The sequence below is a fragment of the Sphingomonas sp. EC-HK361 genome (assembly GCF_902498785.1).
Taxonomy (GTDB): Bacteria; Pseudomonadota; Alphaproteobacteria; order Sphingomonadales; family Sphingomonadaceae; genus Sphingomonas.
In genome coordinates this window covers 815269-842232 of sequence record NZ_LR701494.1, presented here as the reverse complement: position 1 = coordinate 842232, position 26964 = coordinate 815269, and the positions used below count along the sequence as shown (strand labels likewise).

The following is a 26964-nucleotide window of genomic DNA, read 5'->3' as shown; positions in this document are numbered from 1 at the left end:
GAGAGTGGTTCGCAACAGTGCGCTTATCCAGCCTTGCCGACTATGCCGTCGTGATGATGACCGCGGCCGCGCGGCATTGCGGCGCGAGCGGCAGGTTGAACGCGACGCTGCTCGCCGGGCAGACGGGCGTGCCGCTGCCGACCGCGCAGAAGCTGGTGAGCCGGCTTTCGGCGGCCGGATTGCTGGAGAGCGCGCGCGGCACTGGAGGCGGCTTTCGCCTCGCGCGGCCGCCCGCTGCGATCAGTCTCGCGGATATCGTCGAGGCGGTGGAGGGACCGATCGCGATGACGGCCTGTGTCGAGGAAGGACGCCATGACTGCGCCATCGAGGAGAATTGCCGCGTGAAGCCGCACTGGAATGTCGTGAACGGCGCCGTCCGCGGCGCTCTGGCGGGTGTGTCGCTCGCCAGTTTGAGTGCAGAGGTGCGCGCGTAATGGCGACGAAGAACGCAGAAGCCCATGCCGCGGTCGCCAAGACCTATGAATGGGGTTTCTCCTCCGACATCGAGCAGGAATTCGCGCCCAAGGGGTTGAGCGAGGATACCGTCCGCTACATCAGCGCCAAGAAGGGCGAGCCCGAATGGATGCTCGACTGGCGGCTGAAGGCGTATCGCCTGTGGCTCACGATGACGCCGCCGGACTGGGCGAAGCTCGCCATTCCGCCGATCGATTATCAGGACGCCTATTACTACGCGGAGCCGAAGGCGAAGCCGAAGTTGGGGTCGCTGGACGAGGTCGATCCCGAGATTTTGCGTGTCTACGAAAAGCTTGGCATTCCGATCGAGGAGCAGAAGCTGCTCGCGGGCGTCGAGGGCGGCACGCCGCCGCGCCGTGTCGCGGTGGACGCGGTGTTCGATTCGGTTTCGGTCGCGACGACCTTCCGCAAGGAACTGGAGGCGGCGGGGGTCATCTTCCGTTCGATCAGCGAGGCGATCAGGGAATATCCCGATCTCGTCCGCAAATGGCTCGGCAAGGTCGTGCCGCAGCGCGACAACTACTTCGCGACGCTGAACAGCGCGGTCTTCAGCGACGGGACCTTCGTCTACATCCCCGAAGGCGTTCGTTGCCCGATGGAGTTGTCGACCTACTTCCGCATCAATGCCGAAAATACCGGGCAGTTCGAGCGCACGCTGATCGTCGCCGACAAGGGCGCTTACGTCAGCTACCTCGAAGGCTGCACCGCGCCGATGCGCGACGAGAATCAGCTGCACGCCGCGGTGGTGGAACTGGTCGCGCTGGACGATGCCGAGATCAAATATTCGACCGTCCAGAACTGGTATCCCGGCGACGAGAACGGCGTCGGCGGCATCTATAATTTCGTCACCAAGCGCGCGCTGTGCCAGGGGCGGAACAGCAAGGTGTCGTGGACGCAGGTCGAGACTGGCTCCGCGATCACGTGGAAATATCCGAGCTGTGTGCTGGCGGGAGATGGATCGGTCGGCGAGTTCTACTCGGTCGCGGTGACGAACAACCGCCAGCAGGCCGATACCGGCACCAAGATGATCCATCTCGGCAAGAACACGAAATCGACGATCGTGTCGAAGGGGATCTCGGCAGGGCGCAGCGACAACACCTATCGCGGGCTGGTGCGCGTGGCGCCGACCGCGGAGGGCGTGCGCAATTTCACCCAGTGCGACAGCTTGCTGCTCGGCGACCAGTGCGGCGCACATACCGTGCCGTATATCGAGGTGCGCAACCCGTCCGCGCAGATCGAGCATGAAGCGACGACCTCGAAGATCAGCGAAGACCAGATGTTCTACGCGATGTCGCGCGGGCTGGATTCGGAGGCGGCGGTGGCGCTGATCGTCAATGGCTTCGCGCGAGAGGTGTTGCAGCAGCTGCCGATGGAGTTTGCGGTCGAGGCGCAGAAGCTGCTCGGGATTTCGCTTGAAGGGAGTGTCGGTTGAGTGCCAGCCCTCGCCTTTCGACCACCGCCGACATTGCAGCAATGCTGGAGCGGTTTTTCGGGCGAGCGCCCGGGCTGGCTCCTTACGAGTGGGATGATTTCGAAAACCACACTTTCGCTGATGCTCGCCTGGAGAACTGGCGGCAGCGCATTTTGCGTGAGGTTGGTCCGCACGTGGCGCCGACGATTTCGTCGGAAGATGCAGCCATCGCAAATGATCGAGCTACGCAGATCATCGTGGCGCTCAAGAAAGATGAAGATGCTCAAGATTGAAAACCTCCACGCCGAGATCGACGGCAAGCCGATCCTCAAGGGCCTCTCGCTCACCGTGAACGCGGGGGAGGTGCACGCGATCATGGGGCCCAACGGGGCGGGGAAGTCGACGCTTGGGTATGTGCTCGGTGGGCGGCCTGGGTATGAGGTGACGGAGGGTTCCGTTCTCTTCCACCCCGGCGAAGGCCGGGGCCCAGGATCGGACGGCTCGCAACTGGACCCCGGCCTTCGCCGGGGTGGTGATGAGGTGGGAAGCGAGTGGATCGACCTCCTCGCGCTCGAACCGCATGAGCGCGCGGCGGCGGGGGTTTTCCTCGGCTTCCAGTATCCTGTCGAAATTCCCGGCGTCTCCAACGTCCAGTTCCTGCGCGAGGCGCTCAACGCGCAGCGCGTCTCGCGGGATGAGAAGCCGCTGTCCGGCGGCGAGTTCCTGAAGCTCGCGCGCGAGGAAGCGCGCAAGCTCGACATGGATGCCGAGATGCTCAAGCGCCCGGTCAATGTCGGCTTCTCCGGCGGCGAGAAGAAGCGCAACGAGATGGTCCAGATGGGCGTCATCGACCCCCGCTTCGCGATCCTCGACGAGACCGACAGCGGGCTGGACATCGATGCGCTCCGTGTCGTCGGCGACGGCATCAACCGGATCATGCGCGCGCCCGACAAGGCAGTGCTGCTGATCACGCATTACCAGCGGCTGCTCGATTATGTGAAGCCGGATTTCGTCCATGTGCTCGACGGTGGACGGATCACGCGGACGGGCGGGGCGGAACTGGCGCACCGGTTGGAGCGTGAAGGCTATGCAGAGGTGGCGGCGTGAAGGCGTTGGTTCACGCGGAGGCGCGGAGACGCGGAGAAGACGCGGCGCAGCCGCAGAAGAGGCTTTGGGTCTTCGTGCGCACATTGCTGCGCCTTTGGCGCGGAGAAGCGCGGTCACTCCGCGTCTCCGCGCCTCCGCGTGAATACCTCTTCAGGCGAACCGCGGCATGACAGCTGCGCTCACCCTCCCATCCACCCGCGAGGAGGCGTGGCGATGGTCTGATCCGGAGGCGATCGCGGCCGCAGTCGCGCTGCCGCATAGCGAGGCGCGGCCCGACCCAGCCTGTTGGTGGATCGATCGCCCCGGCGCGCGGATCGTGTTTCGCGATGGCGTTCTCGATCGCGACGCGAGCGATCTGCACCGTGTGACGATTCGCGCCATCGACGGTGGCGACCATCCGCTCGGCAAGCAGGCCGGCGGTGCGGGCTGGGCGCTCGACCTCGCCAAGGATGCGGCGGCCGACCCGGTGCAGATCGTCCATGTCGCGAGCGGCGGGGCGAACCATCTACCCTGCGAGATCGTGCTGGCGGAGGACGCAGCGGCGGAGATCGTCGAAACCTATCTGGGCATCGGCTGGACGAACCGCTTCGCGCGCCTTCGGCTGGGTCGCGGTGCGCGGCTGATGCGATCGGTGCGGATGCTCCAGGCCGGCGGTTTCGTGAGCCTGCGCGAGGAAGCGGACGTCGGCGAGGCGGCGAGCCTGGTCGCGGTGTTCCTCGGCGCGGGGCAGGCGGGCAGCCGGATCGACGCGGCGGTTACGACAAGCGGCGAGGGCGCCTTTGCAGAATTCGGCGGCGCGCTGCTGACCGCGGGCGATCAGCGGCAGGAATGCGCGGTGCGCATCCGCCACGCAGCGCCGAACGGCCAGTCGCACCAGCTCTGGCGCGCGGTCGCGGCCGATACGAGCACCGTGAGCCTCGCCGCCGCGGTCGAGGTCGCGCGGCATGCGCAGAAGACCGATGGCGAGCAATCTTTGCGGGGTCTTCTGCTGAAACGCACGGCGACGGTGAACCTGAAGCCGGAGCTCGAGATCTTTGCCGACGACGTGAAGTGCGCGCACGGCGCGACGGTCGGGGAGCTCGATGCCCGCGCGCTTTTCTACATGGCGAGCCGCGGCATTCCGGACAGTCGGGCGAAGGCGCTGCTGACCCACGCGTTCGTGGCGGATTCGCTGGCGCGGATCGGCGACGAGGCGGTGCGCGCGGCGTTCGAGGCGGATGCCGATTCGTGGCTGGAGAAGGCGCTGTGAGTGAAGGCGTGGTTTCTCCCCTCCCTGGAAGGGAGGGGCCGGGGGTGGGTCGGTTCGAGGCCGGGCGTTCCCTCGCCGACAACCCACCCCAAACCCCTCCTTTCGAGGGAGGGGAGGCTCTCGACACCCTCGCCGACTTCCCCGCAATTCCCGCGGGCTGGGCCTATCTCGATACCGCGGCGACCGCGCAGAAGCCGCAGATCGTCGTCGATGCAATCACGCGCGCTTACGGCGAGACCTACGCTACCGTTCACCGCGGTGTATATCAGCGCTCGGCCGAGATGACGCTGGCCTATGAGGCGGCGCGGCGGCGGGTGGCTGAGTTCATCGGCGCCGGATCACCCGACGAGATCGTCTTCGTGCGCGGTGCGACCGAGGGGATCAATCTCGTCGCGCAGAGCTGGGCCGCGACTCACCTCGAGGCCGGCGACCGCATCCTGCTTTCGACGCTGGAGCATCATTCGAACATCGTGCCGTGGCAGATGGTCGCGGAGCGGATCGGCGCCGCGATCGATGTCGCGCCGTTGACCGATGACGGCCGGATCGACTTCAACGCGATCGAAGCGATGCTGACGCCGCGGCACAAGCTCGTCGCGTTCGCGCATGTCTCGAACGTGCTGGGTTCGGTGCTCGATGCGCGCCGTGCGGCGGCGCTGGCGCACGGCGTGGGGGCGAAGCTGCTGCTCGACGGCTGTCAGGCGGTGCCGCGGATCGCGGTGGACGTGGCGGAACTCGATTGTGATTTCTACGTGTTTTCGGGGCACAAGCTCTATGGCCCGACCGGTATCGGCGTGCTCTGGGCGCGGCCCGAATTGCTGGAGGCGATGCCGCCCTGGCAAGGTGGCGGATCGATGATCGACCGCGTCACGTTCGAGAAAACGACCTATGCGCCGCCGCCAGGGCGGTTCGAGGCGGGGACGCCCCATATCGTCGGTGCGCTCGGGCTGCACACGGCGATCGACTATGTCGCGGGACTTGGGCTTGACCGCATCCATGCGCACGAAACCGCGCTGGTCCGCCAGGCGCGCGATGCGCTGTCGCAGATCAATTCAGTGCGGCTGTTCGGCCCGGACGATGCGGCGGGGATCGTGAGTTTTGCGGTCAAGGGGGTGCATCCCCATGACGTCGCGACCATATTGGACGAGGAACGGGTCGCGATCCGCGCCGGCCACCACTGCGCGCAGCCGCTGATGGCGGCGCTCGGCGTGGAGGCGACCGCGCGGGCGAGCTTCGGCGTCTATAACGGCTCGCAGGACATTGATGCGCTGGTGCGCGGCGTGGCGCGCGTGACGCGGATTTTTGGGTAGGGATTTTCGGATGAGTGAGGCGATCCGGGTGGAAGAAGTCGATGTGGTGGACCAGCCGCCGCGCGCCCGCGTGGACGATGCGGCGGAGACGGCGGGCGAAACATTCGCGCGGAAGCGCGACTATCTCGAAGGGTTCCTGAAGCAGAAGCCAGCCAGCGACGCGCCCGGCGCGCCCGGCGGCGACCTGTACGAGGCGGTAATCGCAGCGCTGAAGGACATCTTCGATCCCGAAATCCCGGTGAACATCTATGACCTCGGGCTGATCTACGGCGTGGATGTGACCGATGACGGGCACGCGACCATCACCATGACGCTGACGACACCGCACTGTCCGGTGGCGGAATCGATGCCGGGCGAGGTCGAGATGCGCGTCGCCGCGGTGCCGGGGATCGCCTTTGCGGACGTCAATCTCGTCTGGGACCCGCCCTGGGATCCGGCGAAGATGTCCGACGAGGCGCGGCTGGAACTCGGAATGCTGTGATGGCCACCAACATCACTCCGTTTGTGCTGAGCGAAGTCGAAGCACGTCATCGTTCTCCCCCGCAGGTCCTTCGACTTCGCTCAGGACGAACGGAAGTTTCGATATGACCACGACCCGCGAGCGACCAAAGGCGCTGATCCTCACCCCCGCCGCCGAGGCGCGGATTGCGGCGCTGATGGCGCGGGCGCCGGAAGGGGCGATCGGGGTCAAGCTCTCGACGCCGCGGCGGGGCTGTTCGGGGCTCGCCTATTCGGTCGACTACGTGAGCGACGCCGCCGCATTCGACGAACGCATCGACACGCCGGGCGGCACGCTGTTCGTCGACGGCGGATCGATCCTCTACCTCATCGGATCGACGATGGACTGGGTGGAGGACGATTTTACCGCCGGCTTCGTCTTCGCCAACCCCAATGCGAAGGGCGCGTGCGGCTGCGGGGAGAGCTTTACGGTGTAGCCGTGGCCGGGGCAGCGACCCTTCCTGAACGTTCCAGCGTGCCCCAACCCTGACCCTTGCCGCCGACCGCGGCCCCGATCGCCTTCAGCACCACCCAATACATGAGCTGGCGATAGACGAAGCGCTGCGCGACGAGCAGATGCGCAGGGTAGCGCTTCTCGCGCGGTTCCAGCCGGTAGGCGATCCAGCCGCAGATGACGTCGATTGCGGTAAAGGCGATCCAGTAGACGCCCATCTGGATCACGTCGGTCTGCGTCTGCGCCCAGCCATGCTGCGCGATCCGCACCGCGGTGCCGATGATCGAGAGCGCAAGCGCGAGATCGATGACCGGCGAGATCGCGGCGAAGACGATCTGGAACACCCACGCCTGCGGCAGGCCGACATAGGCGAGACCGGCAGGTTTGCGCGTGCTGAGGATCGCGCGGTGCTTCCACAGGCATTGCAGCGTCCCGAACGCCCAGCGGAAGCGCTGCTTGGCGAGCGCGCGGAAGGTTTCGGGCGATTCGGTCCACGCGACCGCATCGATATCGTAGCGTACCTCCCAACCGGCGCGCTGGATCGCGATTGTCAGATCCTGGTCCTCGGCGAGCGTCGATTCCGGATAGCCGCCGACGCTGTCGAGCGCCGCACGCCGCCACGCGCCGACAGCCCCGGGCACGACGGTGACCGCGTCGAACCGGGCGAGCGCGCGGCGTTCGAGGTTCTGCGCGGTGACATATTCCACGGCCTGCCAGCGGGTGAGCAGATTGACGCGGTTGCCCACCTTGGCGTTGCCAGCGACCGCGCCGAGCGTCTCGTCCTCGAACCAGCGAACAAGCTTCGCGATCGTGCCCGCCTCGAACTGGGTATCCGCGTCGAGCGCGACGATGATGTCGCCTTTCGCATGAATGAGTGCGCGGTTGAGCGCTGAGGCCTTGCCGCCGTTTTCGAGAGTCAGCAGCTTCACCCGCGGATCGTCGCCGAACGCGTCCGCGATGATCGCGCTGGTACCGTCCTTCGATCCGTCGTCGGCGACGATCACCTCGATATTCGCGTCGGTGCTGGCGAGAACGCGAGTCACCGAGGCGGCGATGACCCGGGCTTCGTTGTAGGCGGGGATGATGACGGACACGAGCCGCTCGGGCGCGAGCGGCGGGGGGACAAGGCCACGCTCCGCCCGGGCGTTGCGCAGGGCGAGCGCAGCCATCAGGACGGCGCGCGCGATGCCAAGCGATATCGCGACGAAGAACAGCCATTTCAGCAGCCACACGATCCCCGCGAGGATCGCGAAGACACCGACATCGGCGCGCACCGCGGCCAGATCGGCGCCCGAGACCGGCGGCATGACCTGCGAAGGCGTGAGGCCCGCGAGCGTGGCGACCGGCACGAAATGATAACCGCGCGCGCGCAGGCCATCGATGATCCGCGGCAGCGCGGCGACCGTCTGCGATCGATCGCCGCCGCCGTCGTGAAGGAGGATGATGTTGCCCGACCGGTTATCGACATCGGCACCGGGCTGGCCGGCAAGCACCTGCGCGATCGCCCGGTTGACGATCGCATCGACGCCGGGCCGCTTCCAGTCGTCGGGATCGACGTGCAGGCCCACCACCGTATAGCCGTGTTCCTGCGCGATCAGGGCCGGGTTGAGCTCGTCCGGCGTCGTCGGCTCGGCATCGCCGAAATAGGGGGCGCGGAAGAGCCGCGTCGAGCGGCCGGTATACGCCTCGATCAGCCGCTGTGTCGCGTTCAGCTCCAGCCCGACCGACGTCGGCGAGCTCTCCGCCATGTTGGGATGAGTGTAGCTGTGGTTGCCGATCGCGCTGCCCTGGTCGACGATGCGGCGCAGGATGAGCGGGTGGGCAAGCCCGTTCTCGCCGACGATGAAGAAGGTCGCGGGCACCTGCTTCGCCTTCAGGATGTCGAGGATTTTCGGAGTCCAGTCGGCGTCCGGCCCGTCGTCGAAGGTCAGCGCGATCTGCCGGTCGCGTGCGCCGGTCTTCTCGACGATGTAGGGCGTGGGAAGGGCAGTGAAGCGCTGGTCGCGGATGAGCCCGCGCGCGTCGAACGTCACCTGGCGTGCACCATCCGTGGGCGTGGCGGCGATGCGCAGGATCTCGCCATTGCCCTCGACATCGACATTGCCGATCGGGCTGACCCGCGTGAGGTCCGGTCGCGCGCCGGTCCGCCAGCTCGCGAGATCGTCCCATACGCCCGGATCCTCGCTGCCGAGCCGCCACAGCGCAACGCCCGACAGGCCGAGAGCGCGGGTTGCGGCCAGCTCGTTCCAGGCGGAGGCGGCATCGAGCATCCACACGTCGTGGGCGCCGTCATCGTCCGAATAGGCGAAGTGGCTGTTGCCGCTCGTCGGGTCGAAGGTGATCGGGGTGCCGCTGTCATGGGCGGCAAGCCACGCTTCTTCAGCTGTCAGCGCATCGACCTGCCCGCCATGCCAGTCATAGCCGTAGCTGCCGAACGCAACGATCAGCTTGTCGCGCCCGATCGTGCGGATGGCGCTGCGCAGTTGCGCGACGAACCATGGCTGCGACGCGATCGGTCCTGCGGTGCCGCCCTGCCAATGCTCGTCATAGGCCATGAGGAACAGCTTGTCGGTCGCAGCGGCGAACAGCGGCAGGTTCCAGTCGGGGTCGCCCGCCGGCACGGTTGCGGTGACGAGCAGATGCTGGCGGTTGAACGCCAGGTTCGCCTGTCGCAGGAACGACGCATAGGCCGGGAGCGAAGCGCGCGGCATGTCCTCGAAATCGAAAACCGCACCGGCAGCTTTCAGGCGGGTGAGTTCGGCGCCCAGATCGGCGATCAGTTTCTGCCGTGCCGCCGGGCTGGCGAGCATCTGCGCGGCGCCCGCCCCGTCCCATTTGCCGTTCGCCATGTTCTGCACCATCGGCAGCACCGCGGGATGGCGGATCGATCCCGCGAGGATTCGTTCGAAGGCGACGTCCGGCGTATGGATCAGGCCGTGGTTCGGCCCCTCGATCGTCATCGTCGAGGGCACGACCCAGTCGAGCTGACCCATGTGCGCAGAAAGCGACGCACGGCTCGCATCGTCCCATGGCACGTAGAAGCCGACCGTCAGAGCAGCGCCGGGCTTGACCTTGGGATGCGCGGGCAGCCAGCCGATGGCGCGCAGGCCACCACGCAGCCGGTGGCCGATCGCCGCGACCTGCGCCTTGAGCGGCAGCGGCTGACGCGCCTCGTAGCGTATCGGTAGCGGCTCGCCCGCGGGTACCGCGATGATCGTCGTCGCGAACACCCCGCTCGCCACCACGATCGCAGCGATCAGCAGCAGCACGCCGCGCAGCGACCAGCGCTTGCGGGCGCCGGTGGGGTCGAAGAAGATCGGTTTTGTCACGCCGCGCCCCTTAAGCAGTCCCGTTTATGACGACGGTGACGCGCTTATGACGGAGTTGTCAGGCGGGGCAGGCACGTGTCAAGCCGCGTGTCGCTCGCGCCGCTCCGCCACGCGTCCGCGGATGAGATCGGCGGCTTTTTCCGCGATCATGATGGTCGGCGCATTGGTGTTCGATCCGACGAGCGTGGGCATCACCGAGGCATCGACCACGCGCAACCCCTCCAGTCCGCGCACCTTGAGGTCACCACCGACGACCGCCATCGCGTCGCCGTCCAGCCCCATCTTGCAGGTGCCGACGGGATGGTAGATCGTCTCCGCGGTCGCGCGCACCCAGGCGTCGATTTCGGCGTCGGTGCGGATGTCCTTGCCGGGGGCGAGTTCGTCGCCGCGATACGGATCGAGTGCCGCCTGCGCCGCCACGTCGCGGCCGATCTTCACGCAGTCGCGCATGACCCGGCGATCGACCTCGCTCGCGAGGTAATTGGCGAAGATGAGCGGATCGGCGAACGGGTCGGCGCTGGCGATGCCGATCCGCCCACGGCTTTCGGGACGTAGCTGGCACAGATGGAAGGAGAAGCCGTCCTCGGTCGCCTTGACCTTGCCGTGATCGCGCATGATCGCGAGCACCGCGTGGATCTGCACGTCGGGACGCGACAGCCCTTCGCGCGAGCAGAGGAAGGCACCCGATTCCAGGAAATTCTGACGTCCCGGCCCAGCGCCCTTGAACAGATATTGCAGGCCAACGCCAAGCTGCTTCAGCCCCTTCGTCACGCTGTAGACGCTCGCCAGCCCCTGGCTGCGCCAGTTCATGATGATGTCAAGGTGATCCTGCAGATTCTCGCCGACGCCGGGCAGGTCGTGGAGGGGGCGCACGCCCGCGGCCTTCAGCCGCGCCGGATCGCCGATGCCCGATAGCTGGAGGATTTGCGGGCTCTGCACCGCGCCCGCGCACAGCAGCACCTCGCCCGAGGTCTCGACGCGCTCGCGGGTCTTGCCGGTAACGTAATCGACCGCGACCGCGCGACCGCGATCGAGCACAATCCCGGTCGTGCGGGCGCCGATGATGACGGTCAGGTTCGGCCGGTTCGCCGCCATCGCCAGATACGCCGCCGCGGTCGACCAGCGTTTCCCGTCCGCGATGGTCAGGTCATAGCGGCCGAACCCTTCCTGCGCCGCGCCGTTGAAATCTTCCGTGACAGGGTAGCCGGCCTCCTTCCCCGCCTGGATCACCGCATCGTTGAACGGGCTGTCGCTTTCACCCGCCGAGACGGTGAGGGGACCATCGCTGCCGTGCAGATCGCCGCCGCGGTGATGCCCCTCCAGCCGGCGGAAATAGGGGAGGACATCGTCCCAGGCCCAGCCGGTCAGCCCCATCTGGCGCCATTCGTCATAGTCCTGCGGGTGGCCGCGCATGTAGATCATGCCGTTGATCGCGGAGCTGCCGCCTAGCCCGCGCCCGCGCGGCCACCAAAGCCGTCGATTGTCGAGGTGCGGCTCTGCCTCGGTCCAGAAGCCCCAATTATGCTTGCCCTTCGCCTTGATGAGGTTGCCGACGCCCGCGGGCATCCGCACCAGCATCTCGGTATTCGCGCCGCCGGCCTCCAGCAGGCAGACGCTGGCCGCCGGGTCCTCGCTCAGCCGTGCCGCGAGGGCGCAGCCGGCCGAACCGCCGCCGATGATGACGTAATCGAATCCGGGCATCCTCATTCTCCGTATCGTTTGTCGTTATCGTGTTCGTTCTCGTTGTCGTGTTCGTTCTCGTTTCAGGGGACCAGCACAAGCTTGCCGACCACCGCGCTGTGTTCCATCGCGTCGAACGCCGCGCGCCAGTCGTCGAGCGCGACCTCGGCATGCACGTGCGGACGGATGCGACCATCCGCGGCCATCGCCCACACCGCGTCGAGATTCTCGCGGCCTCGCTCGGGAAAGCGTCGTCCATATTCGCCGGCGCGCACACCGATGACCGAAAAGCCCTTGATGAGCGGAATATTGGTGGGAACGGTCGCGATTCGCCCCGAGGTGAAGCCGATGACCAGCAGCCGGCCCCCGAACGCCATGGTCCGTGTCGTCTCGTCGAACACGTCGCCGCCGACCGGATCAAAGGCCACGTCCACTCCGCCATCGGTGAGCGCCTTTGCCTGTTCGCGGAAACCGGAGGCGGGCAGGGTCGCATCCGGGGCGTAGAGCGCACGCACGACCGCGAGTTTCTCTGGCGAGCGTGAGGTGGCGATGACTCTTGCACCCAGCGCCTTGGCGAGATCGACCGCGGCGAGTCCGACGCCGCCGGTCGCGCCGTGCACGAGCACCCACTCGCCCGGCTGCACGCTGGCGAGGCGAACGAGCGCGACATAGGCGGTGAGATAGGCGGCGCCCACGCTCGCCGCTTCCGCGAAGGACAGGTTCTCGGGGATCACCCGCACGCTCCCCGCATCGACCGCGACCAATTCCGCGAATCCACCGATCCGCGTTCCCGCGACCACGCGCGTGCCGCCTTGGAAGCCTTCGCCGGCGACGACTTCGCCCGCCACCTCCATGCCCGGCGTGAAGGGCAGGGGCGGCTTCAACTGATAGCCGCCGCGCGTCATCAGCAGGTCGGGATAATTGAGTGATGCGGCGCGAACGCGGATCAGGATCTGGCCCGGCGCTGGCGCGGGATCGGCCACGTCCGCGAGCGCGGTGCCCGAAAGATCGTCCGACAGAGCGTGGACGACCAGCGCCTTCATTTCGCCGGCGGCACGCAGAGGATCCGGATCAGCTGCTCCATCAGCGTTTCCATGTCGAGATGGGGCGCGTGGACCTTGCCGAGGCCGAGCGCGATCAGCGCATAGGCGCGCACGCCGGCTTCCTCGTTCGCGAAGCCGGCCTGTTCCAGGCAATCGGTGAGGAAGGCCATCAACAGGTCGTCATGGCGTTCGACAGCAGCCTGCGCGCGGGGGTCGCTTTCCGCCCAGGCGCGCATCGCGATCGACAGTCGGGACATCCCGCGCCGGCGCACCGTCTGGGCTAGCAGGCGGATGCGATCGACCGGATCGGCAGTGGCGCGCCGGATCGCGTCCACCATGTCTGTCACCTGATCCTGCGCGAAATACTGCGCAAGCGCGCCCTGATATCCGTCGAAATCGGCGAAGTGGTGATAGAAACTGCCAGTCGAGACGCGGAGCTCTTCGGCGAGCGGCCGCAGTTTCAGTGCCTTCAGCCCGCCCCGGCGCAGCAGCGACTGCCCCGCTTCCAGCCAGTCGCCGGGCGTCAGATCGGGTTGACGTGGAGCCGCAGCAGGCGGGTGGAGTGCGCTTGACATCGCTTCGACCATAACGAAGGTTATGCCGGAAGCGCGCGCCGGGCAAGGCGCGTAACAGGTCTGGAGAGCGCGATGGCCGAGGCGTACATCATCGATGCTTGCCGCACCCCGCGGGGCGTTGGCAAGCAGGGCAAGGGCGCGCTGGCCGACCGGCATCCGCAGCACTTGGCCGCGACGGTGTTGAAGGCGATCGCCGAGCGCAACCACCTCGATACCGGCGACGTCGATGACATCATCTGGTCCACATCCAGCCAACGCGGCCAGCAGGCTGGCGACCTCGGCCGGATGGCGGCGCTCGACGCCGGATATGACGTGAAGGCGAGCGGGACGACGCTCGATCGGTTCTGCGGCGGCGGGATTACCGCGGTGAACTTCGCCGCGGCACAGATCATGAGCGGCATGGAGGACCTCGTCATTGCAGGCGGCACCGAGATGATGTCGCTGACCGGTACGATGGCGGCGGAGGATCAGGCGGCGGGCAAGCCGCCCGCGCTGATAGGATCGGGCAACGAGCGGCTGAACGCGCGCCATCCGCAGTCGCATCAGGGCATTTGCGGCGACGCGATCGCGAGCATGGAAGGCATCGACCGCAAAGCGCTGGACGCGCTCGGGCTTGAAAGCCAGCGCCGCGCGGCGCGGGCGATGGCCGAGGGACGCTTCGATCGGTCGATCGTGCCGGTCGTCGCGGACGATGGCACCGTCCTGCTCGACCGCGACGAATACCCCCGGCCCGAGACGACCGCGGAAGGGCTCGCGGCGCTGAAACCTGCCTTCGCGGCGATGGCGGACTGGCCCTATGACGACAAGGGATCGACCTTCCGCAAGCAGATCAACGCCAGATACCCTGACCTCACGATCGAGCATTTCCACCATGCCGGCAATTCGTCGGGCGTGGTGGACGGCGCGGCGGCGGTGCTGTTGGCGTCGAAGGATTATGCCGAAGCGCATGGGTTGAAACCGCGGGCGCGGATCGTCGCGAACGCCAATGTCGGCGACGATCCGACACTGATGCTCAACGCGCCGGTGCCGGCCGCGAAGAAGGCGCTCGCCAAGGCCGGTCTCACCAAGGACGATATCGATCTGTGGGAGATCAACGAGGCGTTCGCGGTGGTGGCGGAGAAGTTCATTCGCGATCTCGATCTCGACCGCACCAAGGTGAACGTAAACGGCGGATCGATCGCGCTCGGCCACCCGATCGGCGCGACGGGCGCGATCCTGATCGGGACGATCCTGGACGAACTGGAGCGCTCGGGCGGACGCTATGGCCTCGTCACCATGTGCGCGGCCGGCGGGATGGCGCCGGCGATCATCATCGAGCGGGTGTGATGCTTCATCCCAGCGCCCATGCCGCCGCCACGCCCGACAAGCCCGCTTACATCATGGCGGAGAGCGGCGAGACGGTGACCTATGCCGAACTGGAGGCGCGGGCGAACCAGGGGGCGCGGTTGCTGCGCTCGCTCGGGCTGAAACGCGGCGACGGCATCGCGGTCTTCATGGACAATTCGCCGCGCTATTTCGAGGTCGTCTGGGCGGCCGAGCGCGTCGGCATCTATTGCACCTGCATATCGTCGAAGCTGGTCGCCGAGGAAATCGAATATATCGTCCGCGACGCAGCCGCGCAGATATTCATCGCGAGCATCGGCGTGGCGCGGTGCGCGGCGGAGCTCGTTGCGCCGCTGGGCGATCTGCGGCGGTTCATGTGCGACGGGACCATCCCGGGATATGACAGCTTCGAAGAGGCGCGTGCCGGGTTCGATACCCTGATGATCGACGCCCCGGAGACGGGGCAGATCATGCTCTATTCCTCTGGCACCACCGGCAAGCCGAAGGGCGTGAAGCACGCGCTGTCCGACGAGCCGTTCGGCACGACCCCGAGCGCGCTCGTGATGCTGGGCTCCGCACTCTACGGTTTCACGCCGGACATGATCTACCTGTCGCCTGCGCCGCTCTATCACGCCGCGCCCCTGCGCTGGACGATGGCGGTGCAGCAGCTGGGCGGCACCGTCGTGGTGATGGAGCACTTCGATCCCGAAAAGGCGCTGGCGTATATCGAGCGCTATCACGTGACCCATGCGCAATGGGTGCCGACGCATTTCGTCCGCATGCTGAAGCTGCCGGCGGAGGCGCGGACCCGCCATGATCTGTCGTCGCTGAAGGCGGTGTGGCACGCCGCCGCGCCGTGCCCGATCCCGGTCAAGGACGCGATGATCGAATGGTGGGGGCCGATCGTTCACGAATATTATGCCGGGACCGAGGGCAACGGGTTCTGCGCGATCTCGACGGCGGAATGGCTGACGCACAAGGGGTCGGTCGGGCGCAATCTCACCTCGGAAACGAAGATCTGTGACGACGCGGGCGAGCCGCTGCCGCCCGGCCAGGAAGGCGCGATCTATTTCGCTGGCAATGCGACGTTCGAATATCACAACGACCCCGCCAAGACCGCGGAGAGCCGCAACCGGCATGGCTGGACGACGATCGGCGACGTCGGGTGGATGGACGAGGACGGGTATGTCTATCTTACCGACCGCAAGAGCTTCATGATCATTTCGGGCGGCGTGAACATCTACCCGGCCGAGATCGAGAACCTGCTGGTCACCCATCCCAAGGTCGCCGACGTGGCGGTGATCGGCGCGCCGCATGACGAGATGGGGGAGGAAGTGATTGCGGTGGTCCAGCCGCGTGACATGGCGGAGGCGGGGGAGGCGCTGGCGGCGGAACTGACGGCGTTTGCGCGGGTGCATCTGAGCCACGTCAAGTCGCCGCGACGGATCGACTTTCGTGCAGAACTACCGCGGCACGATACGGGCAAGCTCTACAAGCGGCTGTTGCGCGATGAATACTGGGGAAAGTCCTGACGGAGCGGTCGGCGGACCTGCGAATCTTTCAATCGGCTGACGAGCGGGTTCAGCCTGCGCTCAACGCGAATCGGGCAATGCGTGGCTATCGTAGGGCCGGCTTGTGCGCCGGCAGGATACAGGATCCGGATCATGTTGAAGACGGTTGTGGCAACGCTGCTTGCGGCCTCGGCGCTGGTGCCGGCGATCGCGCACGCGCAGGAGAATGACGGCGACCGGCGCGGGCCGCGCGGCGACCGCGGTGGACGCCCCGAACGGGTGGAGCGCCCTCAGCAGCCGCGCGCAGACATGGGCGTGCGCCCGCAGCGGATGGAAGGTCGCCCCGACATCCAGCGCGGCAACTGGACCCGTCCGCAGCCCGTGCAGCAGCCGGCGCCCCAAGGACGGATCGAGGCTCAGCCGCAGGGACAGGAGCAGGCCCGTCAGCGCCGCGACGATGGCCAGCAGCGCCAGGGCAATTGGCAGTCGTGGCGCAGCGAGCGGCGCGACGATCGCCCGGCGTTCCAGAACGGCGACCGCCCCGATCAGCAGGACGCGCGCCGCGTCTGGCAGCAACGCCAGCAGCAACAGCGCCAGCAGGTGCAGCGCAGCTGGGATCGCAGCGATGCCGACTGGCGCGACAATGCCCGCGACCAGTATCGCCGCGACGACCGCCGCGACTGGAATCGCAACAGCGGCAACTGGACCGACAATCGCGGCTGGGATAATCGCGGCTGGCAGGGCAATTCGGGCTGGTCGGGCAATCGCGGCGGCAACTGGAATCGCGGCTGGCGGCAGGACAATCGCTATGACTGGAACCGCTACCGGACGAGCAATCGCGGCGCGTTCCACCTGCCGCGCTATTATGCGCCGCACGGCTGGGACTATGGCTATCGCCGCTTCTCGATCGGGTTCCGGCTGTCGCCTATCCTGTTCGCGCAGAGCTACTGGATCGACGATCCGTACGACTACCGCCTGCCGGAGGCATATGGCCCGTATCGCTGGGTGCGCTACTACAACGACGCGCTGCTCGTCGATCTGGATACCGGCGAGGTCGTCGACACGATCTACGACATCTTCTGGTAGGTGAACTTCACGCCCGGCGCGCCTATGAAGCGCGCCGGGCGCTTGCCTTGCGCCGCGCAGCCGGCAAGGATTGCAGGGATGGCGTTCTTCAAATCCCGTTCCAAGGCTCCGGCGAGCCCCGGCCAGCCCTCCGCGCTTCGTGCCAGGGTCGGTCGCGAGGTCGCGGCGCGGCTTAACGGCGACCCGCGGTTCGAGCGGCTGCAGGTGCCGGCGATGCAGGCTTATGCCGCGCGCAACTATCTCTCGGGCGACCAATGCGCAGCGCTGATCGCGATGATCGACGCCAACCGCCGGCCATCGACGCTGCTCACCGATCGCGGCAATTCCGCGTTCCGTACCTCCGAAAGCTGCGACATGGCGCGCTGGTCGCCCGAGGTGCAGCCGATCGACGAGGCGATCGCGGCGTCGCTCGGCATCGAACCCGATCAGGGTGAGACGATGCAGGGTCAGCGCTATGCGCCGGGCCAGCAATTCCGCGTGCATCATGACTACTTCCACGAAGGCGAAAGCTACTGGCCCAAGATGCGCGAGAGCGGCGGCCAGCGGACATGGACCGCGATGATCTACCTGAACGATGTCGAGGAGGGCGGGGCGACGTGGTTTCCCCAGGCGGGCATCCGCGTGGCGCCGGCGCGCGGGCTGCTGCTCGCGTGGAACAACATGGGCGCCGACGGCAGCCCCAACACCGCGACCCTGCACGAGGGCATGCCGGTGGTGGAGGGGGTGAAATACATCATCACCAAATGGTTCCGCGAGGGGAACTGGGTGAAGCGGTAGGGCAGGCGGCAAGCGTTGCGTGGCGTGTGATTCGGAAATCGATCAAGTAACTGTGTTTCCTTGCGGAAATCGCCACAGGTTGACACGGTTGACACCTAGGCGCGTGTGCGCGCGCACCCGCGCGTTGCATGAAGCCGGGGCTGTAGGACAGCGGGTATCGACGGTTTGAAAGAGCGGTACAGGTCATAATGCGAGGGGCACGGTGTAGGACAGGGGTCGCGTGCCCAAGTGCCGTCAAAGCGCTGGTTTGCGCGGCAGGACACCGCGTTAGGGCGACGGCACTGTCTTCGACCTTTCTACGGCAACTTTCGCCCCATAGCAGGACATTGCCGGCGACCTCAGCTCAAGCCAAAATTGGATGCTCGTTCAAGTGTTGAGCCACGGCTGGACCTAGGCCGCTTTCGAACTGGCATCCTTAGCCTCTTAATGATGACGCCAAGTCGCATCGATCCTTAAGGCTAGAGCAGACCGCGCTGTTAACCATTTCATCAAAAACTTAGCGGAGACGAGAGGCGCTTCCTCTGGATCGATGACACTGTTAGCGTCGCTATATGAACGAAAACGAAGCGATCGAAGCGTTTAGCAGCCTAGCATTCCCTTATGAGATGCGACGGTTTCAAGAGGTTGCGGAAAAGGGCTTGAAGATGGCCCATTACACTACCGCCGAGAACGCAGCATTGATCCTCAAGAACCGAGCGCTCTGGCTTCGGAACGCGCAATTGATGAACGACTTTTCCGAGGTGGCTTACGGCACAAGCTGCCTACAGCTTGCACTCGAAGGCGGACAGGGAGCAGGTTTGCAGCAGGCACTTGATGCCGCTCATCCAGGATTATGGAAGGCGATCGCTGATTTCCTCAATGAGATTGAATGGCAGACGAGGACGCAAACCTACCTCACCTCGTTGTCCGCTCATGACCCTGACGATTTCCTTGGTCGCTTATCTATGTGGCGGGCTTATGGCGGCCCAACATCGGGCGTCGCGCTAATATTTAATACTGAAGTGTTCGAACATGAGAGCGGTCAGCTGAACACATACTCTAGCCCGGTTGCATACGGCGACCAGTTCATTATGGCCGAACACCTTAATGCGATTGTCACGGGCATTGCTGCCAACGCCGACATTCTCAAGCGGGTGCCGTTCAACAATGCGAAGGCAATCATGAGCAACGCGCTTCAGTTCGCCACGCTATCGTTCAAGCATCCCGCCTTCGCGGAGGAGCAGGAATGGCGAGTAATCCATCGTCCGCTTACCGATGCGTCGGCTTACATTCCGACAAGCATCGAAACAGTCCGCGGCATCCCACAGATGATCTGCAAAGTGCCGCTATGCGATCAGCCTGGATTAGAAATGCCCTGGCTTAACCTCGACCAGCTGCTCAATCGCATAATCATTGGTCCATGCGTCTATCCCAATCAGGTTGCTTGGGCGTTCCAAGAGATTCTGCGTGGTCTTGGCATCGACCCAGCAGGTAAAATCTCGATCGCTGCAATTCCACTGCGACAGCAGGGCTGACCATCGAGTTTTTTGATTCCTTAGGTATTTCCGAGGGGGGATGTTAGTCATGCAAGCCCGCTAAACAAGCGACCGCACTCCACAGATCACTCCCGAACCGGCCTGTCCGCAAACCACCCAATTACTGATATTGAGCAGTGGCCGGTTGGCGGGTTTCGAAAAGGGCGGAATGAGTCCTCGCTTCAGGCCTTCGCGCTCGCCGGGCCGTCGTCCGATAGCCGTGCGCGGTGCGCTTGACGGGCTTCGCCGTTCGCAGCTTTCGGTTGAGCGGGGTTTGGGGGCGCGCCCGGTGGTGCGCGCGATAAGGCCTGGGTAAGGCCAGCAACCGAGTCGAGCGGTAAAGAGATCGCCGGCAATTCGGGTGCACTTACATGAACAGGATCGACCATCTCGACGGCCTGAGAGGGCTTGCCGCGCTCTGGGTGCTGATCGGGCATTGCATGATACTGACCGGATTTCATTTGCCGGTGCTCGGTCAGCCCGACCTGGGGGTGGACCTGTTCATCCTGCTTTCCGGGTTTCTCATGACATTCCAGTATGATCTTCGCAAAGGTCGCGAAGACTGGGGTGCGCCCGCGACCTGGATCGGCTTTTGGGTCAGGCGGTTCTTTCGGCTCTCTCCGCTCTATTTCTGCCTGCTGATCGTCGCGTTGATGGCGGGGACGCAGATGTATGCGGACCGGCTGCTGATCGACAATTTCCTCCACCACGCGCCGCAAAGTGCCGAGCGCTATACCGACGGCAGCGCGAAGAATATCGTGCTTCACCTGACCTACGCGTTCGGTCTTCTGCCGGACTATGCTTTTCGGACGCCGCTGCCGGACTGGTCGCTGGGGCTGGAGATGCAGTTCTATGCGGTGTTTCCCTTTGCGATCCTGCTGGTGCGCAAGACGGGATGGCTGCGCGCCGCGGTGGTCATCGCGATCATCGCGGCGGTCGTCGCCTATGCGGCGAAGGCGGGAGGGGTCGCATTTCCGATGCCGTCATTCCTGCCGCTCAAGATGCACCTGTTCCTGGCGGGGATGCTGATCGCGGCCGCGCTCGACGGGCAGCGGCTGGCGTATCTGGGCGTTGCGGTGCTGCTCGCCGCGATCCCGATCGGTGGGCAGAATGACGCGCTGCACCTGGTGGTGCGCGAAACGTTGCTGATCGGATTCTTCGCGCTGGTGCATGGGCGGACCCTTCCGGGGATCGAGCGCGTGTCGAGGACGCTTGGATCGCCGGTGTTTCACTGGCTGGGTGAGCTGTCGTTCGGCGCCTATCTCCTCCATCTGCTCGTGCTGCACCGGGTCGCGGCGTGGACCATCGCGACGTGGGACGTCGGCATGTCGAGCGCCGCGCGATTTGGCGTCACCCTGATGATCGTCGCGCCGGTCGTCTATGCGATCGCCTGCGCCACGTATTTTCTGATCGAGCGACCCGGGCAGAGCCTCGGGCGGAGCATTCTTGCGCATTTCGGAACCCGCAGGCTGGCGCGCCAGACGGCGGCCGAGGAAATCGCGGCGCCCTGAGCGGAAAATCTCTGGTAACGTTTACGCGTTACGACCGCGGCATGACCAAGGCCGACTTTTCCATCGTTGTCGATCCGCAGCAAAGCCTCGTGCGGATCACGCTGGCGGGCTTTTTCGAGGCGGACGAGATCGCCCGCTTCACCCAGGCGCGCAACACCGCGCACCGGCAATTGCTGTCGGCGCCCAACCAGCATGTGACGCTGGTCGATATCCGCGACATGCAGATCCAGGCGCAGGACAGCGTCGCGGCGTTCCAGCGCGTGCTTGCGGACCCGGCGAGCCAATCGCGGCGCATCGCCTTTGTCGTCGCGCGGTCGCTGGCGCGGCTGCAGGCGCAGCGCGCGGCGGCCGATCGCGGTGCGGCCTATTTCGCCGATGTGGCGGAGGCGGAGCGGTGGCTGCTCGACGAAAGCGCTGCCGCCGCCTGACGGGACGCACGGCGCCACGGTTCAGGCCGCCTTGCGCCGCTCCGCCATTTCCGCGTTGAGCATTTCGGCCAGCAGGAACGCGAGCTCGAGGCTCTGGCTGGCGTTGAGGCGCGGGTCGCAGTGGGTGTGGTAGCGATCGGCGAGGCTCTGCTCGGTCACGTCGATCGCGCCGCCGGTGCATTCGGTGACGTTCTGCCCGGTCATCTCGGCATGGATGCCGCCGGCGTGCGTGCCCTCTGCGCGGTGGACGGCGAAGAAGCCGCGGACTTCGCCGAGGATTCGGTCGAAGGGTCGCGTCTTGTAGCCGTTGGCGGCCTTGATGACGTTGCCGTGCATCGGATCGCACGACCACACCACCGGGTGCCCCTCGCGTTTCACCGCCCGGACGAGCCTGGGTAGCGCCGCCTCGATCTTGTCGTAGCCGTAGCGGGTGATGAGCGTCATCCGGCCGGGCGTGCGCGCCGGGTTGAGCGTATCGAGCATCCGCAGGAGCGCGTCCGGCTCTAGGCTGGGTCCGCACTTCATGCCGATCGGGTTGCCGATGCCGCGGAGATATTCGACGTGCGCGCTGCCTTCGAACCGGGTGCGATCGCCGATCCACAGGAAGTGCGCCGAGGTGTCGTACCAGTCGCCGGTCAGCGAATCCTCGCGCGTCATCGCCTGCTCGAAGGGGAGCAGCAGCGCCTCGTGGCTGGTGTAGAAGGCGGTCTGGGCGAGTTGCGGAACGGTTTCGGGATCGATCCCGCAGGCGGCCATGAACTCCAGCGCCTCGCCGATCTTCTCCGCCATCTCGCTGTATTTCTTCGCCCACGGGCTGCGGCCCATGAAGTCGTGGGTCCAGCGGTGGACCTGGTGGAGGTTGGCGTAGCCGCCTTGCGCGAAGGCGCGCAGCAGGTTGAGCGTCGCCGCGCTCTGTGAGTAGGCGCGGATCATGCGGGCCGGATTGGGGATGCGGCTTTCCGGCGTGAAGGCGATGTCGTTGACGTTGTCGCCGCGGTAGCTGGGCAGCTCGACGCCGTCGATGATTTCGGTGTCGGTCGAGCGCGGCTTGGCGAACTGGCCCGCCATGCGGCCGAGCTTCACCACCGGCAGCTTCGAGGCATAAGTGAGGACCACCGACATCTGAAGGATGACGCGGAAGGTGTCGCGGATGTTGTTCGCGCTGTGCTCCGCAAAGCTTTCGGCGCAGTCGCCGCCCTGGAGGAGGAACGCCTTGCCTTCCGCGACCTTCGCCAGATCGGCGGTGAGATTGCGCGCTTCGCCGGCGAAGACGAGCGGCGGGAAGGTGCCGAGCGTGTCGGTCGCCGCCTTCAGCGCGGCGGCATCGGGATAGTGCGGAAGCTGGCGGGCCTCGGCCTTCGTCCAGCTATCGGGGGCCCATTTTGCGGCCATTTCGGTCGAGTCCATCTGAAGCGCGAAAGATATTTCCATGCGCGAAGCGTGCCGTTCGCGCAACGAAGGAAAGGTATCAGAGGATACCGGGATAGGCGCCGCCGTCGAGCAGCAGGCTCTGCCCGGTGATGTAGCCGGCGTGCACGGAGCAGAGGAAGGCGCAGGCGGCGCCGAACTCGTCGGGTTCGCCGAAGCGTTTGGCGGGGATGCGATCGCGGCTGGCGGCGGCGGCGGTGTCGGGATCGATGCCGGCCTTTTGCGCGGCGAAGGCGTGGACGCCGGCGAGGCGGCGGGTGGCGAAGAGGCCGGGCAGGAGGAAGTTGATCGTGACGTTCGCATGCGCGACCTGCCGCGCGACCCCGGCGAGGAAGCCGGTGAGGCCGACGCGCGCGCCGCTGGAGAGGTCGAGGCCGGGGGTGGGGGACTTCACGCTGGCCGACGTGATGCAGACGATGCGGCCGAATTTGCGCTCGACCATGCCGCCGATGACGCGCTGCACGAGGGTGATCGGGGTGACCATGTTGGCGTCGAGCCCGGCATGGATCGCGGCGGAATCGAGCTGGCGGAAGTCCTTGAGCGGCGGGCCGCCATTGTTGTTGACGAGGATGTCGATCGCGGGCGCGGCGGCGATGAGCGCGTCCTGCACAGCGGGATCGGCAACGTCTCCGGCGATCGCGATCACCGTCGCATTCGTTTCCCGCCGGATCGCGGCTGCGGTTTCGTCGAGCGGCGCTTGCTCGCGGCCGTTGATGATGACGGTGCAGCCGGCGCGGGCAAGCTCGGTCGCGCAGGCGCGTCCCAGCCCGTGGCTCGATGCGCAGACGAGCGCGGTGCGCCCGCGAAGTCCCAGGTCCATGTGCCGCCTCCTTAATGGTTCGAGGCCGCGCCTAGCGCAATGTCAGGCGGAGCGCACGAGCATTGCCTGTTCGGCGAGCAGGCGGCGGACGTGGGCGGCGGGCATGGGATCGCCCCAATGACGGCCCTGCCCGCGGGCGCAACCCAGCGCGCGAAGCTGCTCCATCGCGGCGAGCGAGCCGATCCCTTCGGCGGTGACGGTGATGTTCAGGCTCTCGCCAAGCTGGACGATCGCGCGGACGAGGGCTGCGCTGTCGCGGTCCGAATCGGGGGCGGCGACGAAGCTGTGATCGATCTTGATCCGGTCGAACGGGAGCGCGCGCAGATGGGTGAGGCTGGAATAGCCGGTGCCGAAATCGTCGAGCGCGACGCCGACCCCGTAAGAGCGCAGGCTCTCGACGAGCGAACGGCTGAGCGCGAGCGTGTCGATGAGCGCGGATTCGGTGATCTCGATCTCCAGCCGGCCGGGCGCGAAGCCGGTTTCGGTGAGGAGCTTCACGATCTTTTGCGCGAGCCACGGGTCCTTCAGTTGCGCAGCGGAGATGTTGACCGAGAGCGTCAGCGCGGCATCCCAGTCGCGCGCGGCGATGAAGGCCTGGCGCATGACCTCCAGCGTGATCGCCGCGGTCAGGCCCCGGCGATCGGCGGCGGGCAGGAAGCGCGAGGCCGACAGCAGGCCGTGATCGGGATGCGCCCATCGGGCCAGCACCTCGAACCCGCGCAGCGTGCCGGTCGCGAGATCGATCTGGCGATCGAAATGGGGGACGATCTCGCCGCGCTCGACCGCGCCGGTGAGCGCGGTGTCGAGGCCGGTGTCGGTGCCGCTGCCGGCGGTCATGCTCGCGTCGAACCATGCCTGCCGGTTGCGCCCCGCGGCGTCGGCGGCGGCGAGCGCGCGCGCTGCGGCGTTCAGCAGCGTATCGATGCCGCCTGGCACCTCGTCCGACCGCGCAAGGCCGATGGTGGTGGTTGCGGCGAGGGTGATTCCCGCAATCTCGGCCGGTCGCGCGACGGCCGCGACGAAGCGCTCGACGGCGCTGTCGATCGTCTGGGGCAGATGCGGATCGAAGAGGAAGCACGCCGCGTAGCGATCGCCATCGAAGCGCGCGATCAGCGCGCCGCGCGGGCAGGCGCTCTCCAGCAACCGCGCGACGTGGACGAGCAGCGCGTCGCCGACATCGGTGCCGTGGCGATCGTTCACGTCCTTCAGCGCATCGATGTCGCACAGGATCGCGGCGACCGCCTTGTCGCGGCGCGCGGCGAGGCGGAGCAGGTCGCCACCCTGTTCGGCGAGATGGCGGCGGGTGGAAAGGCCGGTGAGCAAATCCTGGTTCGCAAGCACGCGGGCGCGATCGGCGGTATGGTTATAGGCGGACAGGTCGCGCTGGCGCCGCCAGCCCATCAGGATGAGCGCGACGTTGAGGATGAGCGCGGAGAGCAGCACCGTATTGCGCACGTCCGGACCGCCGAGCAGCCGGTTGACGGTGCCGCCGAGGGCTGTGCCGCCAAGCGCCACGAACAGCAGGATCGCGATGCCGGTGATCGCAACGACCGCGATCTCGCGGGCACGGAACGCAACCTCGCCGAACTCGGTTTCCTTCGCCATGCCACCCCCAGCGCTATCGCTGCCCGGCATTTCGCACGGGCGCATGAAGGAGGCGTAAACGGCGGCAGACTTGCCTTTGGGGGCGGGCGCGGCTAAGGGCCGTCCTGTTCCGATCATCGGACGCGACTGTATCAAGCACCCTCGGCACCGGCCGGGCGTGTACGCTGGCCGGCGAGGTTTCGCCCGCCGGCGCTTTTGCGTTTGGCGGTTCGGGCACGGATTTTGGAGTGTTGCGCGCATGTTTGAAAGCCTGAGCGACCGGCTTGGTGGCGTCTTCGACCGCTTGCGCGGACGCGGGGCGCTGACCGAGGCCGATGTGCGCGCGGCGATGCGCGAGGTGCGGGTCGCGCTGCTCGAGGCGGACGTGGCCCTGCCGGTGGCGCGCCAGTTCGTCGACGGCATCACCGAAAAAGCGGTCGGCCAGCAGGTGCTGCGGTCGGTCACGCCGGGGCAGCAGGTCGTCAAGATCGTCCATGACGGGCTCGTCGAGATGCTGGGCGCCGAATCGTCCGAGCTGGAGCTGGGCGTCGCGCCGCCGGCAATCGTGATGATGGTCGGGCTGCAGGGCTCGGGCAAGACGACGACGACCGCGAAGATCGCGAAGCGGCTGGCGGCCGGGCAGGTCTCCGTTGGTGGCGGCGGGCGCGAGCGCAAGAAGGTGCTGATGGCGTCGCTCGACGTCAATCGGCCGAACGCGCAGGAGCAGCTGGCGACGCTGGGCACGCAGGTCGAGGTCGCGACGCTGCCGATCGTCGCGGGGCAGCAGCCGGTCGATATCGCGCGTCGCGCGCTCCAGGCGGCGAAGCTGCAGGGCTTCGACGTGCTGATGCTCGATACCGCCGGGCGGCTGCACGTCGATCAGGCGCTGATGGACGAGATGAAGGCGGTCGCCGATGTGGCGCGGCCGCAGGAAATCCTGCTCGTCGTCGATTCGCTGACCGGGCAGGACGCGGTCAACGTCGCGCAGAATTTCTCCGAACAGGTGCCGTTGACCGGCGTCGTGCTGACCCGGATGGACGGCGATGCGCGCGGCGGCGCGGCGCTGTCGATGCGCGCCGTCACTGGCAAGCCGATCAAGTTCGCGGGCACCGGCGAGAAGATGGATGCGCTCGAGGCGTTCCATCCGGAGCGGGTCGCGGGCCGCATCCTCGGCATGGGCGACGTGGTGTCGCTGGTCGAGCGGGCGGCGGAGTCGATCCAGGCAGAAGATGCCGAGCGGATGGCCGCGCGGATGGCGAAGGGCCAGTTCGACCTGAACGACCTGCGCAATCAGCTCGCGCAGATGCGCCGCATGGGCGGGCTGGGTGCGCTGGCGGGGATGATTCCCGGCATGAAGAAGGCGCAGGCGGCGATGGCGTCGGGCGCGGTCGACGAGAAAATCCTCGTGCGGATGGACGCGATGATCGGATCGATGACGGTCAAGGAACGCGCCAGGCCGGAGCTCATCAACGCCAAGCGCAAGATCAGGATCGCCAAGGGCTCCGGCACGACCGTGCAGGACGTCAACAAGCTGATGAAGATGCATCAGGAAATGGCCACCGCGATGAAGCGCATCAAGAAGATGGGCGGCATCAAGGGGATGATGGCGATGCTCGGCAAGGGCGGTCTTGGGGGCGGCATGGGCGGTCTGGGCAATGCGCTGGGCGGACCGGAGCTTGGCGGGATGCTCGACAAGGCCGGCGGTGGGTTACCGGGATTGCCGGGACCGGGCCAGGGGCTTCCGCCGGGGTTCGGCGGGTTCGGAAAAAAGTAGGTTCGTCACCCCAGCGAAGGCTGGGGTCCATGTCTCTTCATCATGAGAGGCACGCGTTGTTCAACCAGAGATAGACCCCAG

The 26964-nt window shown here is 66.4% G+C and carries 23 protein-coding genes; 16 read left to right on the top strand and 7 right to left on the bottom strand.

Annotation, left to right across the window (positions count from 1 at the left end; translation table 11 throughout):
• The first annotated feature begins 17 nt into the window (after positions 1 to 17).
• The 8 genes from BOS5A_RS11390 (at position 18) to BOS5A_RS11355 (ending at position 6483) form a co-directional block, all read left to right on the top strand.
• Positions 18 to 434, top strand: coding sequence for an SUF system Fe-S cluster assembly regulator (locus BOS5A_RS11390; RefSeq protein ID WP_151955217.1), 417 nt, complete (start codon positions 18 to 20; stop codon positions 432 to 434).
• Positions 434 to 1906, top strand: a complete 1473-nt coding sequence (gene sufB / locus BOS5A_RS11385) for a Fe-S cluster assembly protein SufB (RefSeq protein WP_151955216.1) — start codon at positions 434 to 436, stop codon at positions 1904 to 1906. Before BOS5A_RS11390 ends, sufB begins: the two co-directional genes overlap by 1 nt.
• Entirely contained in the window at positions 1903 to 2178 is a 276-nt protein-coding gene (locus BOS5A_RS11380; protein WP_151955215.1) for a hypothetical protein, read from the top strand. Before sufB ends, BOS5A_RS11380 begins: the two co-directional genes overlap by 4 nt.
• A complete protein-coding gene (gene sufC / locus BOS5A_RS11375; protein ID WP_151955214.1) occupies positions 2165 to 2992 on the top strand; it encodes a Fe-S cluster assembly ATPase SufC in 828 nt (275 codons plus the stop codon). Before BOS5A_RS11380 ends, sufC begins: the two co-directional genes overlap by 14 nt.
• Before the next feature lie 166 nt (positions 2993 to 3158).
• On the top strand, positions 3159 to 4241 hold the full coding sequence (locus tag BOS5A_RS11370; RefSeq protein ID WP_151955213.1) for a SufD family Fe-S cluster assembly protein: 1083 nt from the start codon (positions 3159 to 3161) through the stop codon (positions 4239 to 4241).
• Positions 4242 to 4387: 146 nt separating this feature from the next.
• Positions 4388 to 5548: a cysteine desulfurase gene (locus tag BOS5A_RS11365; RefSeq protein ID WP_234419411.1), complete on the top strand. Its 1161-nt coding sequence runs from the start codon at positions 4388 to 4390 to the stop codon at positions 5546 to 5548.
• Positions 5549 to 5558: 10 nt separating this feature from the next.
• Positions 5559 to 6029 (top strand): SUF system Fe-S cluster assembly protein, encoded by a 471-nt coding sequence (locus BOS5A_RS11360; RefSeq protein ID WP_151955211.1) that lies wholly within the window; start codon positions 5559 to 5561, stop codon positions 6027 to 6029.
• A 103-nt stretch (positions 6030 to 6132) separates the two neighbouring features.
• The gene (locus tag BOS5A_RS11355; protein WP_151955210.1) at positions 6133 to 6483 is read left to right on the top strand and encodes a HesB/IscA family protein; all 351 of its coding nucleotides are present in this window, start codon (positions 6133 to 6135) and stop codon (positions 6481 to 6483) included.
• Here BOS5A_RS11355 and BOS5A_RS11350 read toward each other — a convergent pair.
• The 4 genes from BOS5A_RS11350 to BOS5A_RS11335 form a co-directional block, all read right to left on the bottom strand.
• Entirely contained in the window at positions 6473 to 9829 is a 3357-nt protein-coding gene (locus tag BOS5A_RS11350) for a glycosyltransferase (RefSeq protein ID WP_151955209.1), read from the bottom strand. The two genes, BOS5A_RS11355 and BOS5A_RS11350, sit on opposite strands and share 11 nt — an antisense overlap.
• Positions 9830 to 9907: 78 nt before the next feature.
• Entirely contained in the window at positions 9908 to 11530 is a 1623-nt protein-coding gene (locus BOS5A_RS11345) for a choline dehydrogenase (RefSeq protein ID WP_151955208.1), read from the bottom strand.
• 62 nt (positions 11531 to 11592) lie between these two features.
• Positions 11593 to 12552, bottom strand: a complete 960-nt coding sequence (locus tag BOS5A_RS11340) for an NADPH:quinone oxidoreductase family protein (RefSeq protein WP_151955207.1) — start codon at positions 12550 to 12552, stop codon at positions 11593 to 11595.
• Entirely contained in the window at positions 12549 to 13127 is a 579-nt protein-coding gene (locus tag BOS5A_RS11335) for a TetR/AcrR family transcriptional regulator (protein ID WP_151955206.1), read from the bottom strand. Before BOS5A_RS11335 ends, BOS5A_RS11340 begins: the two co-directional genes overlap by 4 nt.
• Positions 13128 to 13199: 72 nt before the next feature.
• Here BOS5A_RS11335 and BOS5A_RS11330 point away from each other — a divergent pair, with 72 nt between their 5' ends.
• From BOS5A_RS11330 to BOS5A_RS11300, 7 genes are all read left to right on the top strand, one after another.
• On the top strand, positions 13200 to 14453 hold the full coding sequence (locus BOS5A_RS11330; RefSeq protein WP_151955205.1) for an acetyl-CoA C-acetyltransferase: 1254 nt from the start codon (positions 13200 to 13202) through the stop codon (positions 14451 to 14453).
• Positions 14453 to 15982 (top strand): acyl-CoA synthetase, encoded by a 1530-nt coding sequence (locus BOS5A_RS11325; protein ID WP_151955204.1) that lies wholly within the window; start codon positions 14453 to 14455, stop codon positions 15980 to 15982. Before BOS5A_RS11330 ends, BOS5A_RS11325 begins: the two co-directional genes overlap by 1 nt.
• Positions 15983 to 16114: 132 nt before the next feature.
• On the top strand, positions 16115 to 17047 hold the full coding sequence (locus tag BOS5A_RS11320; protein ID WP_151955203.1) for an RcnB family protein: 933 nt from the start codon (positions 16115 to 16117) through the stop codon (positions 17045 to 17047).
• Positions 17048 to 17125: 78 nt separating this feature from the next.
• Complete coding sequence (locus BOS5A_RS11315; protein ID WP_151955202.1) at positions 17126 to 17824, top strand: prolyl hydroxylase family protein; 699 nt, start codon at positions 17126 to 17128, stop codon at positions 17822 to 17824.
• Between the two features lie 551 nt (positions 17825 to 18375).
• Positions 18376 to 19338: a DUF2971 domain-containing protein gene (locus BOS5A_RS11310; RefSeq protein WP_151955201.1), complete on the top strand. Its 963-nt coding sequence runs from the start codon at positions 18376 to 18378 to the stop codon at positions 19336 to 19338.
• Between the two features lie 371 nt (positions 19339 to 19709).
• Entirely contained in the window at positions 19710 to 20849 is a 1140-nt protein-coding gene (locus BOS5A_RS11305) for an acyltransferase family protein (protein WP_151955200.1), read from the top strand.
• Positions 20850 to 20890: 41 nt separating this feature from the next.
• On the top strand, positions 20891 to 21277 hold the full coding sequence (locus BOS5A_RS11300; RefSeq protein WP_151955199.1) for a hypothetical protein: 387 nt from the start codon (positions 20891 to 20893) through the stop codon (positions 21275 to 21277).
• 21 nt (positions 21278 to 21298) lie between these two features.
• On the opposite strand, the gene BOS5A_RS11295 is transcribed toward BOS5A_RS11300, so the two are convergent.
• From BOS5A_RS11295 to BOS5A_RS11285, 3 genes are all read right to left on the bottom strand, one after another.
• Entirely contained in the window at positions 21299 to 22669 is a 1371-nt protein-coding gene (locus BOS5A_RS11295) for a class II 3-deoxy-7-phosphoheptulonate synthase (RefSeq protein WP_151955973.1), read from the bottom strand.
• Positions 22670 to 22745: 76 nt separating this feature from the next.
• Entirely contained in the window at positions 22746 to 23525 is a 780-nt protein-coding gene (locus BOS5A_RS11290) for an SDR family oxidoreductase (protein WP_151955198.1), read from the bottom strand.
• Positions 23526 to 23567: 42 nt separating this feature from the next.
• Entirely contained in the window at positions 23568 to 25130 is a 1563-nt protein-coding gene (locus tag BOS5A_RS11285; protein WP_151955197.1) for a putative bifunctional diguanylate cyclase/phosphodiesterase, read from the bottom strand.
• A gap of 238 nt (positions 25131 to 25368) precedes the next feature.
• Here BOS5A_RS11285 and ffh point away from each other — a divergent pair, with 238 nt between their 5' ends.
• Positions 25369 to 26883 (top strand): signal recognition particle protein, encoded by a 1515-nt coding sequence (gene ffh, locus BOS5A_RS11280; protein WP_151955196.1) that lies wholly within the window; start codon positions 25369 to 25371, stop codon positions 26881 to 26883.
• Positions 26884 to 26964: the final 81 nt, after the last annotated feature.

What these genes read in the sequence shown, in the direction of transcription:
- sufB (WP_151955216.1), top strand. Translation starts at nt 434, where the DNA reads ATGGCGACGAAGAACGCAGAAGCCCATGCCGCGGTCGCCAAGACCTAT.
- sufC (WP_151955214.1), top strand. Translation starts at nt 2,165, where the DNA reads ATGCTCAAGATTGAAAACCTCCACGCCGAGATCGACGGCAAGCCGATC.
- BOS5A_RS11370 (WP_151955213.1), top strand. Translation starts at nt 3,159, where the DNA reads ATGACAGCTGCGCTCACCCTCCCATCCACCCGCGAGGAGGCGTGGCGA.
- BOS5A_RS11360 (WP_151955211.1), top strand. Translation starts at nt 5,559, where the DNA reads ATGAGTGAGGCGATCCGGGTGGAAGAAGTCGATGTGGTGGACCAGCCG.
- BOS5A_RS11355 (WP_151955210.1), top strand. Translation starts at nt 6,133, where the DNA reads ATGACCACGACCCGCGAGCGACCAAAGGCGCTGATCCTCACCCCCGCC.
- BOS5A_RS11345 (WP_151955208.1), bottom strand. Translation starts at nt 11,530, where the DNA reads ATGCCCGGATTCGATTACGTCATCATCGGCGGCGGTTCGGCCGGCTGC.
- BOS5A_RS11340 (WP_151955207.1), bottom strand. Translation starts at nt 12,552, where the DNA reads ATGAAGGCGCTGGTCGTCCACGCTCTGTCGGACGATCTTTCGGGCACC.
- BOS5A_RS11335 (WP_151955206.1), bottom strand. Translation starts at nt 13,127, where the DNA reads ATGTCAAGCGCACTCCACCCGCCTGCTGCGGCTCCACGTCAACCCGAT.
- BOS5A_RS11330 (WP_151955205.1), top strand. Translation starts at nt 13,200, where the DNA reads ATGGCCGAGGCGTACATCATCGATGCTTGCCGCACCCCGCGGGGCGTT.
- BOS5A_RS11325 (WP_151955204.1), top strand. Translation starts at nt 14,453, where the DNA reads ATGCTTCATCCCAGCGCCCATGCCGCCGCCACGCCCGACAAGCCCGCT.
- BOS5A_RS11320 (WP_151955203.1), top strand. Translation starts at nt 16,115, where the DNA reads ATGTTGAAGACGGTTGTGGCAACGCTGCTTGCGGCCTCGGCGCTGGTG.
- BOS5A_RS11315 (WP_151955202.1), top strand. Translation starts at nt 17,126, where the DNA reads ATGGCGTTCTTCAAATCCCGTTCCAAGGCTCCGGCGAGCCCCGGCCAG.
- BOS5A_RS11310 (WP_151955201.1), top strand. Translation starts at nt 18,376, where the DNA reads ATGAACGAAAACGAAGCGATCGAAGCGTTTAGCAGCCTAGCATTCCCT.
- BOS5A_RS11305 (WP_151955200.1), top strand. Translation starts at nt 19,710, where the DNA reads ATGAACAGGATCGACCATCTCGACGGCCTGAGAGGGCTTGCCGCGCTC.
- BOS5A_RS11300 (WP_151955199.1), top strand. Translation starts at nt 20,891, where the DNA reads ATGACCAAGGCCGACTTTTCCATCGTTGTCGATCCGCAGCAAAGCCTC.
- BOS5A_RS11295 (WP_151955973.1), bottom strand. Translation starts at nt 22,669, where the DNA reads ATGGCCGCAAAATGGGCCCCCGATAGCTGGACGAAGGCCGAGGCCCGC.
- BOS5A_RS11290 (WP_151955198.1), bottom strand. Translation starts at nt 23,525, where the DNA reads ATGGACCTGGGACTTCGCGGGCGCACCGCGCTCGTCTGCGCATCGAGC.
- BOS5A_RS11285 (WP_151955197.1), bottom strand. Translation starts at nt 25,130, where the DNA reads ATGGCGAAGGAAACCGAGTTCGGCGAGGTTGCGTTCCGTGCCCGCGAG.
- ffh (WP_151955196.1), top strand. Translation starts at nt 25,369, where the DNA reads ATGTTTGAAAGCCTGAGCGACCGGCTTGGTGGCGTCTTCGACCGCTTG.